Origin of the sequence: Falsiroseomonas sp. HW251 (assembly GCF_050563545.1) — a bacterium.
In the GTDB taxonomy this organism is placed as follows: Bacteria; Pseudomonadota; Alphaproteobacteria; order Acetobacterales; family Acetobacteraceae; genus Falsiroseomonas.
In genome coordinates this window covers 116106-132443 of sequence record NZ_JBNXUM010000006.1, presented here as the reverse complement: position 1 = coordinate 132443, position 16338 = coordinate 116106, and the positions used below count along the sequence as shown (strand labels likewise).

The window sequence follows — 16338 nt, the reverse complement described above, 5'->3', positions numbered from 1 at the left end:
CCTCGTCAACGGCGCCGCTCCATCACGTTGACGCAGTTGCCGGTGACGTCGATGGCCATGGGCGGGATGCAGGGCGCGCCGCCCTGGTTCTGCTGCTGCGCGCAGCCCGCGAGGCCGGTGAGCGCGAGCAGCGCGATGCCGAAGACGTAACGCATTCGAATCGCTCCTCGGAAGAGGGTCGTCATCCTGCCCGGCCGATGCCGGGCGTGTCCAGGCGGGCGGCCCGGGCGTGCGGTCCAACCGGCGACCGTCTTCGCGCGCAGCGACGTCGTGCTCGATGGGCACCGGCGCCGCATGGGCCGGGCCGGGGGGGGCGGCAACGTCACCTTCGTGGGCGCCGACTTCGTTCCGACACCGGCCATTCGCTGAGCGGACGGTCAGGAAACCCGGCCACCCCGGATTTGGGCAGGGACAGACTGCCTCCATCGGGGGTGGTGCGGGGCGGGCCGGAGGGTTATGCCGGCGCCGCCATGCGCGCCGTCCTGATCCTGCTGCCGCTCGTCCTTGCCGCCTGCGGCGAGCGCTACTCCCCCGACACCTACGCCACGCGCGCGGTGCAGCAGATGAACCGCGTCGAGCAGGGCGTGATCATCGGCCGGCGCGGCGTGAACGTGCAGGCCGAGGGCTCCACCGGCGCCGCGACCGGCGCGGCGGCGGGCGGGATCATCGGCAGCCAGACGCCGGGCGGCAACATGACCGGGGCGATCGGGGCGGTGGGGGGCGCGCTGCTCGGCAGCCTCTTCGGCACGGCGGCGGAGCGGGTGGCCGGCGACACCACGGCCTTCGAATACATCGTGCGCAAGATGAACGGGGACCTGGTCTCGGTCACCCAGCGCGACGCCCGGCCGCTCGAGGTCGGGCTGAGGGTGCTGGTCATCGCGGGTAACCAGGCGCGGATCGTCGCCGACTACACCCTGCCCGGCCAGGCCGCCCCGACCGAGATCCCGGCCGAGCCGCCCCCCGGCGCGGCGTCCCAGGCCCCGCCCCAGGGTGCGCCCGAGGCCCCGCGCAACGATTCCCCCGCTATCCTTTAAGCCCTGTAATTCCTTGATTTTTTGTAGGCTTCGTGCAACAAGTCCTTGCCAAGCCCCGCCCGGCGGTGGAATTTGTCCGAAGCCTGCAACGGGGCCGGGGCTAAAGTGGTAAAACTCCAAAAGCGTGAGGTCGGGCGGTCTGGCATGGCGGTTGCCGTGGCCGGGGCATGATCCGTCTCCTCGCGCTTCTCCTCCCGCTGATCCTCGCCGCGCCGGCGCTGGCCGAGCAGGGGCTGCTCTGCCGCGGCGCCATCCAGGCCGCCGAGCGGGAAGCCCGGCTGCCGCCGCACCTGCTGATGGCGATCGGGCGGATCGAATCCGGCCGGCGCGACCCCGTCACCGGGTCCTTCCACCCCTGGCCCTGGACCATCAACGTGGAGGGGCGGGGGTACTTCTTTGCCTCCAAGGCGGAAGCGATTGCCGCCGTCCAGGCATTCTGGGCCGGGGGGGCGCGGTCCATCGACGTGGGGTGCATGCAGATCAACCTGCGCCACCACCCAAACGCCTTCCCCACGCTGGACGCGGCCTTCGACCCCATCACCAACGCCCGCTACGCCGCGCGCTTCCTGACCGAGCTCTACGCCCCTCGCAACGACTGGTCGCGGGCGGCCAGCGCCTATCACTCCGCGACGGCGGAATACGCCGAGCCCTATCGCCAGCGCGTCATGTCCGCCTGGACCGAGGAGATGGCCCGGCCCTTCCCGGCGGTGGCCATCCCCGGCGTGCCCTTCCGCCTCGGCCCATCCCTGCCGGCGCCGGCCAACGCCATCACGATCCGCGCACCGATGGCCAGCGCGACCTTCGGCGGGGCAATGGGCGGAGGGGCGATGGGCGGCGGAGGCATGCTGTCGAACGGCGCCGACCGCTTGCCCCTGCCGGCCACCAACGCCGCGCCGACCGGGCGGGGGATCGAGGCCTATCGCCTGGTCCCGACCCCGATCGCCGGCCGCGGCCCGGTCCAGGCCGCCTTCCCCACGGGATTGCGCGACCCGAACGGCCGGGCGACCGCCACGGTCGCGATGCGCTGACGCCGACCCGCGGTCTGCAACGTCTCGACAGCGGGCGGGCGCCTTCCCACTTCAGGGGGCATGGACATGACCGAATGGCTCGGGCTGGGCGGGTTCCTGGTCGCGGTGGTGGCCGCGGCCTCGACGGGCGCCTTCTTCAAGCCCGGCGCCTGGTATGCCGGGCTGAACAAGCCTTCCTGGAACCCGCCGAACTGGCTGTTCGGGCCCGCCTGGGGGGTGCTCTACACCTCCATCGCGGTGGCGGGCTGGCTGGTGTGGAGGCGGACGGGCTTCGGGCCCGAGATCGGGGTCTGGACGGTGTCGCTGCTGCTGAATGCCGCCTGGTCCTGGCTGTTCTTCGGCCTGCGCCGGATGGACCTGGCGTTCTACGAGCTGGTGGCCTTCTGGCTTTCCATCCTGGCGATGATCCTGGCCTTCGCCGGCGTGCGGCAGGATGCGGCGCTGCTGCTGCTGCCCTACCTCGCCTGGGTGACCTTCGCGGGCGTTCTGAACTGGACGCTGTGGCGGATGAACCCCACCGCGAACGGCAACCCGCTTCCGGCGGAGTAGCCGGTTTCCCCCTCCCCCGCTTGCGGGGGAGGGATGGGGTGGGGGCGGCGCAACCTACTCCGCTGCTTTCGCCAGCCGGCTTGGCAGCGCCGCACCGGTGAGCTCACCAACGCGCGCCACGCCCTTTCGCGCGCAGAAGTCGCGCAGCCCCTCGATCACGCCGAGCATCGCGGTCGGGCTGACGAAGGTCGCGGTGCCGACCTGAACCGCGGCGGCACCCGCCATCATGAACTCCACGGCGTCCTCGCCGGTCGCGATGCCGCCCGCGCCGATCACCGGCACCCGCACGGCCTGCGCGATCTGCCAGACGAGCCGCAGCGCGATCGGCTTGAAGGCCGGGCCGGAGAAGCCGCCCATGCCGGAACCGAGCTTCGGCCGCGTCGTCTCGATGTCGATGGCGAGCCCGAGGATGGTGTTGGCGACGACCAGCGCATCCGCGCCCTCCGCCTCCACCGCGCGGGCCACCGCCGCGATGTCGCCGGTGTTCGGCGAGAGCTTCACCCAGAGCGGAAACCCCGGCACCGCGCGCCGCATCGCCGCGGTGGCGGCCGCAGCGGTCTCCGCATGCATGGCAAAGGCGCGGCCGTCCTCCTCGAGGTTCGGGCAGGAGATGTTGGCCTCGATCGCCGCGATGCCGGGCGTCGCCGCCAGCCGCGCCGCGCCGGCGGCGAAGGAAGCAACGCTCGGGGCGGAGAAGCTGACCACCAGCGGCGCGCGGAAGCGCCGCCACTCCGGCATGGCGTGGGCGATGAAGTGATCGAGCCCCTTGCCCGGGATGCCGATGGAGTTGAGCACGCCGGCCTCGGTCTCGCAGAGCCGCGGCAGAGGGTTGCCCGCGCGGTACTCCGGCGTGACGGACTTGGTCACCAGTGCGCCGAGCGCATCGAGGTCGAAGACCTGCGCGAGCTCGGGCCCGAAGGTGCCGGAGGCCGGCATCACCGGGTTCGCCAACGTTAGGCCGCCGATGCGCGTGGTGAGGTCTACCATGCCAGCGCCGCCTGCAGGTCGAAGACCGGCCCTTCCGCGCAGACCCGGAGGTTCGCGATCTCGCCATGCTCGTCGCGCACCTGGCGGACGCAGCAGAAACACATGCCGAGGCCGCAGCCCATCTGCTGTTCCAGCGCGACCTGGCCGGGAATGCCGAACTCCGCGGCCAAGCGCTGCAGCAGCAGGAACAACCGGTTCGACCCGCAGGTGAAGACCGCATCGGGCCGCGCCTGCGCGAGGCGTTCGCGCAACAAGACGTCGACTGCGCCGACCTCGCTGGTGCCGCCGGCGTCGAACACCGCTGTCACGCGCGCGCCCGACGCCCCCGCGAACGCCTCGGCCATCAGGTCGTCCTGCGAGCGCGCCGACAGCACAGCGTCCACCGCGATGCCCATCGCTGCCGCCGCGCCGGTCAGCGGCGCGAGCGTCGCGAGCCCCACGCCGCGCGCCAGGATCAGGATGCGCCGCCAGCTGGGATCGAGCGTGAAGCCATGCCCGAGTGGCCCGACCACCGACAGCGCATCGCCCGCCCGCAACCGCGCCAGCGCCGCCGTGCCCTTCCCTTTCACGTGGAACAGGAACCCCAGCGCTTCGCCCGGCCCGCAGCGCCAGATGCTCATCGGCCGCCTGAGATAGGGCCCGTTCCCCGCGCCGTCGCGGCAGAGCAGGTGGAAGAACTGGCCGGGTCTGCTCGCCGCCGACAGGTCCGGCGCGTCCAGCAGCAGCCGGTGATAGCGCCGCCCGACGGGCTGGCTCTCGATCACCGCGACGTTGCGTTCGGCCACCAGCGCGGCCGGCCCGAGGTCCATCCCGCGATGTTCGGGCGCGCCGGGGCGAAGTCAAGCACGGCTTGCCCGCCACCACGCGCCGCGCGATGGTCGGGCATGGACCTGGCCGTCCGGACGCTCGCCATCGCGCCCGACCTCGCGGCGCTCGCGCGCGCGCTGTTCGAGGAACTGCGCACGTCATCGCATGACGGCGTCGGCATCACGCGCGAGACCTATGCGGCCGGCGAGACGCAGGCGATGCGCCGCATCGAGGCGATCGCGCGGGCGGCCGGCCTCGGCTGCGCCTGGGACGCGGCTGCGAACCTGCGCGTCACCCTGCCCGGCACCGATCCCGCGCTGCCCGCGGCTTCCTGCGGGTCGCACCTGGACAGCGTGCCGCAGGGCGGCAACTACGACGGTGCCGCGGGCGTGATCGCGGGGCTGCTCGCGCTGCTGCACGCCGCGCGCGAGACGCGCCGTGCGCGCAGCCTGACGCTCTTCGTCATGCGCGGCGAGGAGAGCGCCTGGTATGGGCGCCCCTATCTCGGCTCCTCCGCGCTGTTCGGCGTCTTCGATCCCGCCTGGCTCGACCTGCCGAACCTGCGCGACCCGTCGCTGACCCTGGGCGAGGCGATGCGGCGGGAAGGCGCGGACACCGCGCCAATCGCCGCGCGCACACCGCTGATCGATCCCGCTTCGTTGTCGCATTACGTGGAGCTGCATATCGAGCAGGGCCCGGTGATGGTCGCGCGCAAGGTGCCCGTCGGCCTCGTCTCCGGCATCCGCGGCAACCATCGCCACCCCAACGCGCGCGCGACCGGGGAGGCCGCGCATTCCGGCGCCGTGCCGCGCTGGCTGCGGCGCGACGCCGTGCTCGGTGCCGCCGACTTCGCCATGCGGCTGGACGGCACCTGGCGCACGCTGCTCGAGCGCGGCGAGGACCTCGTCATGACCTTCGGCATCTTCACGACCGACCCGCGCGAGCACGCCATGACGCGCGTGCCCGGCGAGGTGCGCTTTACCCTGGAATGGCGCAGCGAGAGCGAGGCGACGCTGGATGCCTTCGGCGATCTTGCCCGCACGGAGGCCGCGGAGATCGCGCGGGAGCGCGGCGTACGGATCGAGCTCGGCCCCGGCGTGCGCACGCCACCGGCCGCGATGGACAAGCGGCTGCTCGCGCTGTCGCACCGCATCTGCCGGGACGCGGCAATGCCGCATGAGGTGGTCGCCTCCGGCGCCGGCCACGACGCCGCGATCTTCGCCAATGCCGGCGTGCCCTCCGCCATGGTCTTCGTGCGCAACGAACACGGCAGCCACAACCCGCACGAGGCGATGGACATGGACGACTTCCTCGCCGCCGCGGCGGTGCTACGCGAGGTGCTGCTGAACGGAGCGGACGTGCTGACATGACGATCGGGCGAAGGACAGCGCAGATCCTGCTCGACACCGGCTGCATCCTGCTGCGGCCCGACCGGCCCTTCGTGCTGACCTCCGGCTGGATGAGCCCGGTCTGGCTCGACATCCCGCGCGCGCTGTCTTTTCCGCTGGCCCGCGCCGCGCTGCTGGAAGCCGCGGAACGCCGCATCCTGGACGTCGCGGGGCACGCCGGCTTCGACGCGATCGCCGCGACGGAACAGGGTGGCATCGCGCTGGGCGCGATGCTGGCGGAGCGCTTCCGCCTGCCCTTCACGACGGTCCGCCGGCGCGCGCAGGGCTTCGGTGCCGACGCGCATGTCGAAGGCGCGCTGCGCCCCGGCGCGCGCGCACTGCTCGTCAGCGACGTCACCACGGACGGCCGCAGCAAGGCGCGCTACGCGCGGTCGCTGCGCCAGGCCGGGGCGGAGGTCGGGCATGTCTTCGTGCTGTTCAGCTACGGCATCTTCGACCGCGTCGTGACGGAAGTCAGCGACATCGGCGCGACGCTCTTCGCGCTCGCGACCTGGGACGACGTGCTGCCCGAGGCCGAGGCCCGCGCCGCGCTGCCGGAGGAATCGCTCGCGGCGTTGCGGGCGTGGCTGGCCGACCCCTTCGCTTGGTCAGCGGCGCGGGGTGGGCTGGCGGCGCCGGATCCGAACTGGAAGGCGTGAGCCCTCCCCCGCAGTGGTGCCTCCCTCCCCCGCTTGCGGGGGAGGGCAAAGGCAAGAGCGGGGAGGGAACCGCCCGCCTTGCCCGCCCTCGCTCCATCCCCGACACTCCCCGCCAAAGGGAGGACCACCACCATGCAGCGCCGCGCGCTTCTCTTCGCCACACCCGCCGTTGCCGCGCCGCGCCTGGCGCGCGCCCAGGCCTTCCCGTCCCAGCCCGTGCGCTTCATCGTCCCTTTCACGCCGGGCGGCAGCAACGACGTGCTCGCGCGTCTGATCGCAGAGCGCATCCCTGCCCGCTTCGGCCAGCCCGTGGTCGTGGAGAACCGACCCGGCGCCACCGGCAACATCGGCGCCGAAGCGACCGCGCGAGGCGCGCCGGACGGGCACACCTGGCTGCTCGCGCCCAACCAGATCTTCAGCGCCAATCCCTGGCTGCTGCGCGCGAGCTTCGACCCTCTGCGCGACCTAGCGATCGCACTGCGCATCGCCGACGTGCAGGTGCTGCTGGTCGCGAATCCGGCGCTCGGCGTGCGCAGCGCGCGTGACCTCGTCGCCAAGGCCGCGGAACGGCCGGGCGCACTGGCCTATCCCTCGTCGGGCATCGGGTCCTTCCAGCATCTCGGCATGGCGGGCCTGGTGGGCACGACGATGGAGCACGTGCCCTATCGCGGTGCGGCGCAGGTACTGCCGGACCTGCTGCAGGGTCGCACCGTCGCCTTCGTCGGCGCGCTGAACTCCCTGCTGCCACATGTGCGCGCCGGCGCGCTGGTGCCGCTGGCCAGCATGGGCCGCCGGCGCATCGCGGAACTGCCGGACGTGCCGACCATCGTCGAGGCCGGCTTCCCCGACGCCGTGACCGAGATCTGGGCCTCGGTCACGCTCGCCGGCGCGACGCCCGCCCCGATCGTCGCGCGCGTCGCGGAGGTGGTGGAGGAGACGCTGACCGGCCCCGAGCCGCGCGCGCGCCTCGCTTCCCAGGGCATCGAGATCAGTTTCATCAGGACCGAGGAGGCGATGCGCCTGGCGCGGGAGGAGCACGCGCAGATGGGCGCGCTGATCCAGCGCCTGGGCATCAAGCCGGAGTGACCATGCAAGCGAACCTGGTCTATTTCCCCGACTTCACCGATCCCGTCGCGGAGCGGATGCTGCGCGCGACGAACCACATCGCGCTGCACAGGCTGGACTTCGCCTGGCCGCGCGACCGGCTCGACGCCGCCTTCGCGACCGCGCACGGCTACCACGCGCTGCCGCGCGTCGAGATCCGCGAACCCTGGTTCTGCGACGCCGCGCTGCTGCAGCGCGCGCCGGCATTGCTCGCGGCGTGTTCCACCGGGGCGGGCTTCGACGTGATCGATGTCGAGGCCTGCACGGCGGCCGGCGTCATTGTCTGCCACCAGTCCGGCACCAACAAGGAGGCGGTAGCCGAACACGTCCTCGGCATGATGATCGTGCTGTCGAAGAAGCTCGTCCAGGCGGACAAGGGGCTGCGCCGCGGCGCGGTCGGCGACCGCTACGCCATGACCGGCCGCGACATCAGGGGCAGGACGATCGGGATCATCGGCCTCGGCAACATCGGCACGCGCGTGGCAGAGCTCTGCCGCGGGCTGTTCGGCATGACGGTGCTGGCCTGCGATCCCTATCTCACGGCCGAGCAGGTCGCGTCCCGCGGCGCCGAGAAGGCGACGATGGAGGAGCTGCTCGAGCGCGCAGATTTCGTAACCGTGCATACACCGCGCAACGCGGAGACGCTCGGCATGCTCGGCGCGAAGCAGTTCGCCCGCATGAAGCCCGGTGCAATCTTCATCCAGACCGCGCGCGGTGGCATCCATGACGAGGCCGCGCTGGCCGAGGCGCTGGGCAGCGGGCATCTGGGCGGCGCCGGCCTCGATGTCTGGGTGAAGGAGCCACCGCCCGCCGACCATCCGCTGCTGCGCTTCGACAACGTCGTGGCCTCCCCGCACAACGCCGGCATCACGCATGAGGCGCTGCACAGCATGGCGGTCGGCGCGGCCGAGCAGTGGATCGCCATCTTCCGCGGCGAGGTGCCGCCGCGGCTCGAGAATCCCGCGGCCTGGCCGCGCTATGCCGCGCGGTTCAGGGAAGCCTTTGGCTTCGCGCCGGCGGCGCTCCACCGATGAGCCGCGTCGTCCTGGTCACCGGCGCGGGATCGGGCATCGGCGCGGCGTGCTGCCGGCGGATGGCAGCGCCCGGCACGTCCTTCCTGCTGCACACGCGCAAGAACGCCGAGGGGCTTGAACGCGTCGCTGCGGCGGCGCGAGACGCCGGCGCGGAGGCCGAGGTGATGCTCGGCGACATCGCCGACCCCGCGCTGCCGGACGCACTGGTCTCGCGCGCGGTGGAGCGTCTCGGGCGGCTCGACGTGCTGGTCTTCGCCGCGGGCTTCGCGGACAAGACGCGGGTTGCGGACATGCCGGACGCGGTGCTCGGGAAATCGCTAGACGCGGTGCTGTGGGGCTTCCTGCGGACCGCGCGCACGGCGCTGCCGCATCTCAGGAACGGTCGCATCCTGGCGATATCGTCCTTCGTGGCCCACGTCTTCCGCACCGATGTCAGCACCTTCCCCGCCAGCGCGGCCGCGAAGGCGGGGATGGAGGCACTCGTCCGCGCGCTGGCGGTGGAAGCCGCCGCATCAGGCACGACGGTGAACGCCGTCAGCCCTGGCTACACGCGCAAGGATCCCGGCGCGCATGCCGCGCTGAGCGCCGCGCAATGGGACGCGGTAACGGCAAAGATCCCGATGCGGCGGCTCGGCACGCCGGAGGATGTCGCGGGGATGGTGAACTTCCTGGCGTCAACGGAAGCGGGATATGTGACGGGGCAGGTCGTGCATGTGAATGGGGGGCTGGTGTAGCGCTGCCCTCCCCCACTCTTCCGTTTCCCTCCCCCGTTCGCGGGGGAGGGAAGCATTTGAGCGGGTGAGGAGGCGCCTCTCGACTACTGCCGCATCCGCACCCAGCGCAGCTCCAGGTCCTCGTTCACGCGCATGGTGAAGTCGGCGACGGTGTCGCGCACAGCGAAGATCTGCGGCTCCTGGTGCAGCGGGATCTGCGGGACAAGGTCGCGGTAGCGTGTCCAGTATTCCGCCGCGAGCTGCTGGCGTTGCGGATCCGCGGGCGAGAGGTTGCTGATCTCCTGCGCGAGCTGGTTCATCCGCGCATCGTCGAACTTGCCCCAGTTGAAGCTGCCGTCGCCCAGAAGCTCCCGCGCGGGGTTGGTCATATCGAAATTGCCCGGCGTCCAGCCCAGCAGCCAGAACTGGTATTCGTTGTTCGCCCCGCCCGCGAGGAAGCGGCCGAAGGGCACGGCGTTCAGCCTGGCCTGGATGCCGGCGCGCTGCAGCATCGCGGTGGCGGCCTGGCAGATCGCCTCGTCGTTGACGTAGCGGTTGTTCGGGCAGTTCAGCGTGATGGGGAAGCCATTGGGGTAACCGGCCTCGGCCAGCAGCCGCTTCGCGGCGTCGGGGTCGAAGGGCAGGCGCTCCGCCAGCGACTGCACATAGCCGCCGATCGCCGGCGAGATCGGCAGGCCCGACGCGGTGGTCGAGTTGCGCAGGATCACGCGGGTGATCGTGTTCATGTCGATCGCCTGGTACATGGCGCGCCGCACCCGCGCATCGCGCAGCGGGTTCGGGCGGCCAGGCGTGTCCAGGCTCTCCGGCCGTGTCACGTCGAAGGCGAAGTAGATGGTGCGCGCCGTCGGGCCCTGCACCAGCCGCACGCCCGGCGCCTGCTGCACCTGCTGCACGTTCTGCAGCGGCACATGGTACATGATGTCGAGCTCGCGCGAGAGCAGCGCGGCAAGCCGCGTCGGCGCCGAGGAGATCGGCCGGAAGATCGCGCGAGTGATGCCGGTGTTGATCTCGTTCGCCGCCCAGTATTGCGAATTCGGCACCAGCACGGTCCGCTCATCGGCCACCCGCTCCACCAGGCGCCAGGGGCCGGTGCCGTTGACGTTGAGCTGCGCGAAGGCGGTGTTCGATCCGGGCTGGCCCGCGCGCGCGACGCTGAAGGCGTTGTTCGCGTCCACCCAGGGCTTGCTCATGATGAAGAACAGCACGAGATCCTGCAGCAGGATCGGGTTCGGCCCGCGCGTCTCGAAGTCCACGGTGAAGTCGTCCACCGCGCGCACCGCCGTGACGGACTGCAGCACATAGGCCATGTCGTTCTGGCGCACGCGCTCGGCCGACATCACGACGTCGGCGGCGGTGAAGGGCTCGCCGCCATGGAAGCGGACGTTGCGGCGGAGGTGGAAGCGCCAGGTCGTGGGGTTCGGCTGCTCCCAGCGCTCGGCGAGCGCGGGACGGATGGAGCCATCGGGCTGGCGCTTCACCAGCGGCTCGTAGATGTTCTCCTTCATCGTGTTGGTCACGCCATGGTTGTTGGCGTGCGGGTCGAGGCCGAGGATGTCGTTCGCGGTTGCCCAGGTGAAGTTCGTCGCCGCGGCCGGCGTCGCCGCCACCGGAAGGCCGGCGCCCAGCGCCAGCGCGCAGGCCGCGCCTCGCAGCGCCGCGCGCATGCTCATCTTGCCCATTTCTTCAGTCGCCTCCCGGAGATGGTCCGAAGGGCGCGGACATACGGCACGCCCGCGCCCGCTGTCCAGGGTCAGGCCGCGGGTTCCGGAACGGTTTCGGGTGCCGCGGCCTGGGCCTGGGCGAAGGCCAGGACCTCGCCCAGCGAGGTGACGATCACCGCCGCGCCGCCGCTGTCCTGGCGGAGTTCCGCCAGCATCGGGCTGCCCGCCGGCGCGTGCCACAGCGCGACGGCGATGGGCACGCCGGGCAGGCGGCGCTGCAGCCGGCGCAGGAAATAGCGCGCAGCGGCGGCGCTGCTGCCTTCCTGCAGGACCGACAGGCAGCACAGCCGCACGCGCGCGGGATCGAGCCGCGCATCGGCCTCGCCCTCCAGCGCCGATCCCGGCAGCGCGACGGCGCCGAAGCCGTCATGGCGCAGCGCCTGCGCCGCGACGGCGGCCGCAAGGTCGTCCAGGCGGCCGCGCCCGGCGATGCAGAGCACCGCTCCTTCGGTCTTCCAGGCCGCGGGCAGCGTCGTCGCGGATTCCGCGGCCGGCGTCTCCTCCATCTCGTCCAGCAGCGCCTCGACCTGCTGGCGGATAGCGGTCAGGCGCTCGGGTTCCAGCACCTCGCGCGACCAGTCGGTCTCGGCCAGCGCCAGCGCACGCAGCGCGACCTCGTCGTGCCAGGCGACGAGCGTCGTCCCCGATTTCAGCGCGGCCCGGGCCTGCGCGACCAGCGCGTCGGCGTCGCCCTCCAGGGCGCGCTGGTAGAAGCTCTCCTCCGGCCGCAGCGGCGGGCGGTCGCCCAGCATGACGTCGAGGAACTCGAGCCGCGGCACGTGCCGCCCGAGCACCACCAGGCACACCGTCAGCGGCGTCGCCAGCAGCAGCCCGATCGGGCCCCACATGAAGGTCCAGAAGGTCGCGGCCACGACAACGGAGACCGGCGAGAGGCCAGCGCTACGCCCGAGGATCAGCGGCTCCACGACCTGGCCCATGATGGGCTCCAGGACCAGGAACAGCGCGGCGACCGACAGGACCAGGCTCCAGCCGGGGTCGGCCGCCAGCGCCAGCAGCATCGGCGGCACCACGGCAACCCAGATGCCGAGGAACGGCACGAAGCGCATCAGCCCCGCGAGGATGCCCCAGAGCGGCGCCGCGGGCAGGCCGAGAAACCAGAGCGCGACCGAGACCACGAAGGCGAAGCCGGCATTCAGCGCGAGCTGCGCCAGGAAGAGGCGCGACAGGCGGTCCGCCGCCTCGTCCAGCGCGTCGTTGGTGCGATGCAGGTCGCGCACGCCGGCCAGGCGGATCAGCCGGTCGCGCAGGTCCTCCCGGTACAGCAGGATGAAGAGCGCGAAGACCACGACGATGCCGAAGGTCGCGATCGGCGTGAGCACCGGCCCGAGCACCGCCGCCGCCAGTTCCAGCGGAGAGGACTCGTTCGTGGCGACCGGGGCCTGCGGGACGGCGGCAGGGGGCGTGCCGCCGACGATGCCGCGCAACCCGTCGAGCGCGTGCTGCGCCTGCTGGATCAGGTCCGCGATGTGCAGCCGGTCGAGCTTCGCCTGCAGGTTCTTCGCGAGTTCCGGCAGCTGGCCCGCCAGCGTGGCGAGCTGGCGCAGCACCAGCAGCCCCAGCCCGCCGATCACGCCGACCGCGAGCAGCACGGCGAGGATGACGGAGGGCGCATGCGGCAGCCCCGCCCGCCGCAGCAGCCGCGCCAGCGGCGCCAGCACGAAGGCCAGGATCACGGCAAGGGCGAGCGGCACCAGCAGGTCGCGGCCGAGATAGAGGGCGGCGACGATGATTGCGCCGGCGACCATCGGCGCGACCTCGGCCCAGGGCGGGATGGCGCGCGCGGGCGCGCCGCGGTCTCGGGCGTCCAAGCCTGGTCCCTTCTGTGTTGCGGCTTGGCAACGCATCGATCACGCGCGGGTTCGGTGCGTGAACCCGGTGGCCTGCCCGGCGCTAAGGACATTCCACGCGGAGTTGTGCACGCCCTTGCCCAACCGGCTCCAAGCCATCGGTCCGGCCCGGCCGCTGCCCCCCTGGGTGCGGCGCGCGCCCTTCGTCGCGGGCGGGCTCGTGGTGCTGGCGCTTGCCCTCTCGGCCTGGGCCTGGCGCGATCCCTCGGCGGATGTCTGGGCCTATGCGGTGGCGCTCGTCGCGGTGCTGGCGGCCTGCGGGCTGCTTGCCGCGCTCGCATTCATGCGGCGGCGGACGGAGCGCCGGGCGAGCGCGCTGTTGCGCGGCGTGGTGGAGAACGCGCCGATCGGGCTCGGCTTCCTCGATCGCGACCTTCGGCTCAGCCACGCCAACCGCAGCCTGGCGCAACTCGGCGAGCGCACGCTCGGCGTCGAGAGCGGGGAGGAGGCGCTGCCCGACACGGTGCGCGCGCAGCTCGAGCCGCATCTGCGCAAGGTGCTGGACGGCGGCCGTGCCCAATCCGGCATCGAGGTTGCGGTGAAGCCGCCGAACAGGGGGCTGACGCGGCACCTGCTGCTCGGCGTCTTCCCGCTGCAGGAGGACGACGACGAGCGCAGCGTCGAAGGCGTGGGCCTGTTCGCCATGGACGACACGTCCCGCCGCCGCGCGGAGGCGCGGCTCAAGCGCAGCGAGCAGCGGCTGCGCACCATCGTGGACGCGATCCCGCAGCTCGCCTGGATGACGGACGCGGCCGGCGCGGTGCAATGGACCAACCGCCGCTGGCAGGACTTCACGGGCCAGGCCGCGGAGCAGGCGCTGGGCGATGGTTGGCGCGAGGTCCTGCACCCCGAGCACGCCGCCCGCGTGACCGAAGGCTTCCGCACCGCGATCGCGGCGGCCGAGCCCTGGGAGGACACCTTCCCGCTGCGCGGCGCCGACGGCCGCTACCGCTGGTTCCTGTCCCGCGCGCTGCCGCTGCTCGAGGACGAGGACGAGGACGGCGAGGCGCATCCCATCGGCTGGTTCGGCACCAACACCGACATCACGGAGCTGCGCGAGGCCGAGGAAGGCCTCGCCGCCGCCAAGGCCGCGGCGGAGGAGGCGAACCTCGCCAAGAGCCAGTTCATCGCCAACATGTCGCATGAGCTGCGCACGCCGCTGTCCGCCGTGATCGGCTATGCCGAGATGCTGGAGGAGGAGGCGGAGGCGGTGGAGGGCGGCGACGCCTTCCTGGACGATTTGAGGAAGATCGGCAGCAATGCCCGCCACCTGCTGTCGCTGATCAACGACGTGCTCGATCTCTCGAAGATCGAGGCCGGCAAGATGGAGGTGCATGCCGAGGATTTCGACGCCTGCGAGCTCGTCCACGAGGTCGCGCAGACTGTCGAGGCGCTGGCCGAGCGCCGGCGCAACCGCCTGGTCGTGGAGTGCGCCGAGGATCTCGGCGGCGGGCATTCCGACATCGTGAAGATCCGGCAGTGCCTGTTCAACCTGCTCGGCAATGCCGCGAAGTTCACCGAGGACGGGACGATCACGCTGACCGCCGCGCGGCATGACGACATGATAACCTTCGCCGTGCACGATACCGGCATCGGCATGACGCCGGAGCAGCTGGATCGGCTGTTCCAGCGCTTCTCCCAGGCCGATGCCTCCACCACGCGGCGCTTCGGCGGCACGGGCCTCGGGCTCGCGATCACCAAGGCCTTCGCGACGATGCTGGGTGGCACGATCGAGGTGACCAGCGAGGCCGGCAAGGGCAGCTGCTTCACCCTGCGGATCCCCGTGGACATCCGCGCCGCGCGCGCCGAGCCGGACGAACCCGCAGTGAGGCTGGGCGAGGCCGTCGCCGCGGAGCAGGACGGCAGCGCCGGGCTCGTGCTGGTGGTGGACGACGACGCCGCGACGCGCGACCTCGTGTCCCGCTTCCTGCGGCGTGAGGGCTTCGCGGTGCGTTGCGCGCAGGACGGGGCGGAGGGGCTCGCGATGGCGCGCGCGCTGAAGCCCGTGGTGATCCTGCTCGACGTGATGATGCCGCGCATGGACGGCTGGGCGGTGCTGGCGGCGCTGAAGGCCGACCCCGAGCTGGCGGAGGTGCCGGTGGTGATGGTCACCGTCGTGCAGGAGCGCGGCCTGGCCTTTTCGCTCGGCGCGGAAGACTACCTGAACAAGCCCGTGCGCTGGGACCGGCTGAAGCGCGTGCTGGACCGCTTCCGGCGCGAGGTGGCGCCGGGGCTCGCCCTGCTGATGGAAAGCGACGAGAGCGAGCGGGCGGAGCTTTCATCGGTGCTCGCGGCGCAGGGATGGACGGTTGAAGCCGTCGCCGACCCGCAGGCCGCGCTGGCGCGGCTGGCGGCGCCGCCGGTGCCTACCGTGCTGGTGATGGAGCTGCGCGCCCCGGCCGTCGGCGAGGGATTCGCGCTGCTGCGCGAACTGCGCCGCCGGCCGGAGCTGCGCGAGGTCGAGGTGATCGCGATCACCGAGGGCGAGGTCGGCCCGGCCGAGTTGTCGGAGCTGCGCGATGCCGTGCGCACCATCGTGCCGGCGGAGGAGGCGAGCCGCGAGCTCGCGAGCGAGTTGAAGCGCGTCGCCGCGCAGAAGCCGGGAATGGAGGCCAGGACGTGACGACGATCCTGCTGGTCGAGGATCACGAGGAGCTGTGGGATTTCCTCTCCCGCCGCCTGAAGCGCCGGGGTTTCGAGGTGGAGCTGGCGCATGACGGGCAGGAAGGCGTGGACAAGGCGCGCGCGCTGAAGCCGGACGTGATCCTGCTCGACATGAACCTGCCGGTGAAGGATGGCTGGACCGCGGCGCGGGAGTTGCGTGCGGACCCGGACACGCAGCGCACGCCGATCATTGCGCTGACCGCGCATGCCATGTCGGGCGATCGCGGGCGGGTGCTGGAAGCCGGCTGCGACGACTACCACCCGAAGCCCGTGGATTTCTCCCGCCTGCTCGCGCAGATCGACGCGGCGTTGCTCAAGCGGGACGAGGCGGAGGGGTAGGGATCCAACCCCCACCCCGACCCTCCCCCGCAGGCGGGAGAGGGAGCGGTTGCGCCAATCTCCGTCTCCCGCTTGCGGGGGACGGCGCCCGCGCAGCGGGCGGATGGCGGTGAGCGCGCCCTTCCCTACTCCTCCACCAGCGCCGGATAGTTCTCCGCCAGCCCTTCCGCCTCCACGCGCGCTTCGCCCGGAAAACTCTCGATCACGCGCTGCAGATCCGCCGGGCGCAGCCGCGGGCAATCCGTGTCTTCGATGCTTCGGCAGGCCAGCCGGTCCAGCAGCGCCAGCACACGCTCGCGAGGGTCCATCGCAATCAGCTTGTCGGCCTGCTTCGCGCTGGCGCTGGCCTGCTGCTCCTCGAGTTCCTCACGTGCCTCGACGGGCAGCCAGCCCAGGCCCTCGTTCGCTCCGCTCATGCGCGT

General features: G+C 72.1%; 16 protein-coding genes. 10 read left to right on the top strand and 6 right to left on the bottom strand.

The features are described from left to right. Positions 1–5: 5 nt before the first annotated feature. A complete protein-coding gene (locus tag ACLF3M_RS09150) occupies positions 6–155 on the bottom strand; it encodes a hypothetical protein (RefSeq protein WP_430656598.1) in 150 nt (49 codons plus the stop codon). Between the two features lie 315 nt (positions 156–470). Between ACLF3M_RS09150 and ACLF3M_RS09145 the strand changes: the two genes are divergently transcribed. The 3 genes from ACLF3M_RS09145 (at position 471) to ACLF3M_RS09135 (ending at position 2611) form a co-directional block, all read left to right on the top strand. Then, positions 471–1034, top strand: coding sequence for a hypothetical protein (locus ACLF3M_RS09145; RefSeq protein WP_430656597.1), 564 nt, complete (start codon positions 471–473; stop codon positions 1032–1034). Between the two features lie 167 nt (positions 1035–1201). Then, positions 1202–2062 carry a transglycosylase SLT domain-containing protein gene (locus tag ACLF3M_RS09140; protein ID WP_430656596.1) on the top strand — a complete coding sequence of 287 codons (861 nt, stop codon included), beginning with the start codon at positions 1202–1204 and terminating at the stop codon, positions 2060–2062. 60 nt (positions 2063–2122) lie between these two features. Further along, a complete protein-coding gene (locus ACLF3M_RS09135) occupies positions 2123–2611 on the top strand; it encodes a TspO/MBR family protein (RefSeq protein WP_430656595.1) in 489 nt (162 codons plus the stop codon). 54 nt (positions 2612–2665) lie between these two features. Here the strand turns inward: ACLF3M_RS09135 and ACLF3M_RS09130 are convergent, their stop codons facing one another. Both ACLF3M_RS09130 and ACLF3M_RS09125 read right to left on the bottom strand, forming a co-directional pair. Beyond that, complete coding sequence (locus ACLF3M_RS09130; protein WP_430656594.1) at positions 2666–3598, bottom strand: dihydroorotate dehydrogenase; 933 nt, start codon at positions 3596–3598, stop codon at positions 2666–2668. Beyond that, positions 3592–4407 (bottom strand): dihydroorotate dehydrogenase electron transfer subunit, encoded by an 816-nt coding sequence (locus tag ACLF3M_RS09125; RefSeq protein WP_430656593.1) that lies wholly within the window; start codon positions 4405–4407, stop codon positions 3592–3594. Before ACLF3M_RS09125 ends, ACLF3M_RS09130 begins: the two co-directional genes overlap by 7 nt. 75 nt (positions 4408–4482) lie before the next feature. Between ACLF3M_RS09125 and ACLF3M_RS09120 the strand changes: the two genes are divergently transcribed. From ACLF3M_RS09120 to ACLF3M_RS09100, 5 genes are all read left to right on the top strand, one after another. Further along, the gene (locus ACLF3M_RS09120; RefSeq protein WP_430656592.1) at positions 4483–5775 is read left to right on the top strand and encodes a Zn-dependent hydrolase; all 1293 of its coding nucleotides are present in this window, start codon (positions 4483–4485) and stop codon (positions 5773–5775) included. After that, positions 5772–6452: an orotate phosphoribosyltransferase gene (locus tag ACLF3M_RS09115; RefSeq protein ID WP_430656591.1), complete on the top strand. Its 681-nt coding sequence runs from the start codon at positions 5772–5774 to the stop codon at positions 6450–6452. Before ACLF3M_RS09120 ends, ACLF3M_RS09115 begins: the two co-directional genes overlap by 4 nt. A gap of 132 nt (positions 6453–6584) precedes the next feature. After that, a complete protein-coding gene (locus tag ACLF3M_RS09110) occupies positions 6585–7538 on the top strand; it encodes a Bug family tripartite tricarboxylate transporter substrate binding protein (RefSeq protein ID WP_430656590.1) in 954 nt (317 codons plus the stop codon). A gap of 2 nt (positions 7539–7540) precedes the next feature. Further along, positions 7541–8590: a hydroxyacid dehydrogenase gene (locus tag ACLF3M_RS09105; protein WP_430656740.1), complete on the top strand. Its 1050-nt coding sequence runs from the start codon at positions 7541–7543 to the stop codon at positions 8588–8590. Then, complete coding sequence (locus ACLF3M_RS09100) at positions 8587–9324, top strand: SDR family NAD(P)-dependent oxidoreductase (RefSeq protein ID WP_430656589.1); 738 nt, start codon at positions 8587–8589, stop codon at positions 9322–9324. Before ACLF3M_RS09105 ends, ACLF3M_RS09100 begins: the two co-directional genes overlap by 4 nt. An 83-nt stretch (positions 9325–9407) precedes the next feature. Here ACLF3M_RS09100 and ACLF3M_RS09095 read toward each other — a convergent pair whose 3' ends face one another. Further along, a complete protein-coding gene (locus ACLF3M_RS09095) occupies positions 9408–10994 on the bottom strand; it encodes an ABC transporter substrate-binding protein (protein WP_430656588.1) in 1587 nt (528 codons plus the stop codon). Positions 10995–11074: 80 nt separating this feature from the next. After that, the gene (locus ACLF3M_RS09090; protein WP_430656587.1) at positions 11075–12874 is read right to left on the bottom strand and encodes an AI-2E family transporter; all 1800 of its coding nucleotides are present in this window, start codon (positions 12872–12874) and stop codon (positions 11075–11077) included. 115 nt (positions 12875–12989) lie between these two features. Between ACLF3M_RS09090 and ACLF3M_RS09085 the strand changes: the two genes are divergently transcribed. Continuing rightward, complete coding sequence (locus ACLF3M_RS09085; RefSeq protein WP_430656586.1) at positions 12990–15536, top strand: response regulator; 2547 nt, start codon at positions 12990–12992, stop codon at positions 15534–15536. Then, positions 15533–15916 (top strand): response regulator, encoded by a 384-nt coding sequence (locus ACLF3M_RS09080; protein ID WP_430656585.1) that lies wholly within the window; start codon positions 15533–15535, stop codon positions 15914–15916. The genes ACLF3M_RS09085 and ACLF3M_RS09080 overlap by 4 nt, the downstream gene beginning before the upstream one ends. A gap of 125 nt (positions 15917–16041) precedes the next feature. On the opposite strand, the gene ACLF3M_RS09075 is transcribed toward ACLF3M_RS09080, so the two are convergent. After that, complete coding sequence (locus ACLF3M_RS09075) at positions 16042–16332, bottom strand: hypothetical protein (protein ID WP_430656584.1); 291 nt, start codon at positions 16330–16332, stop codon at positions 16042–16044. Positions 16333–16338: the final 6 nt, after the last annotated feature.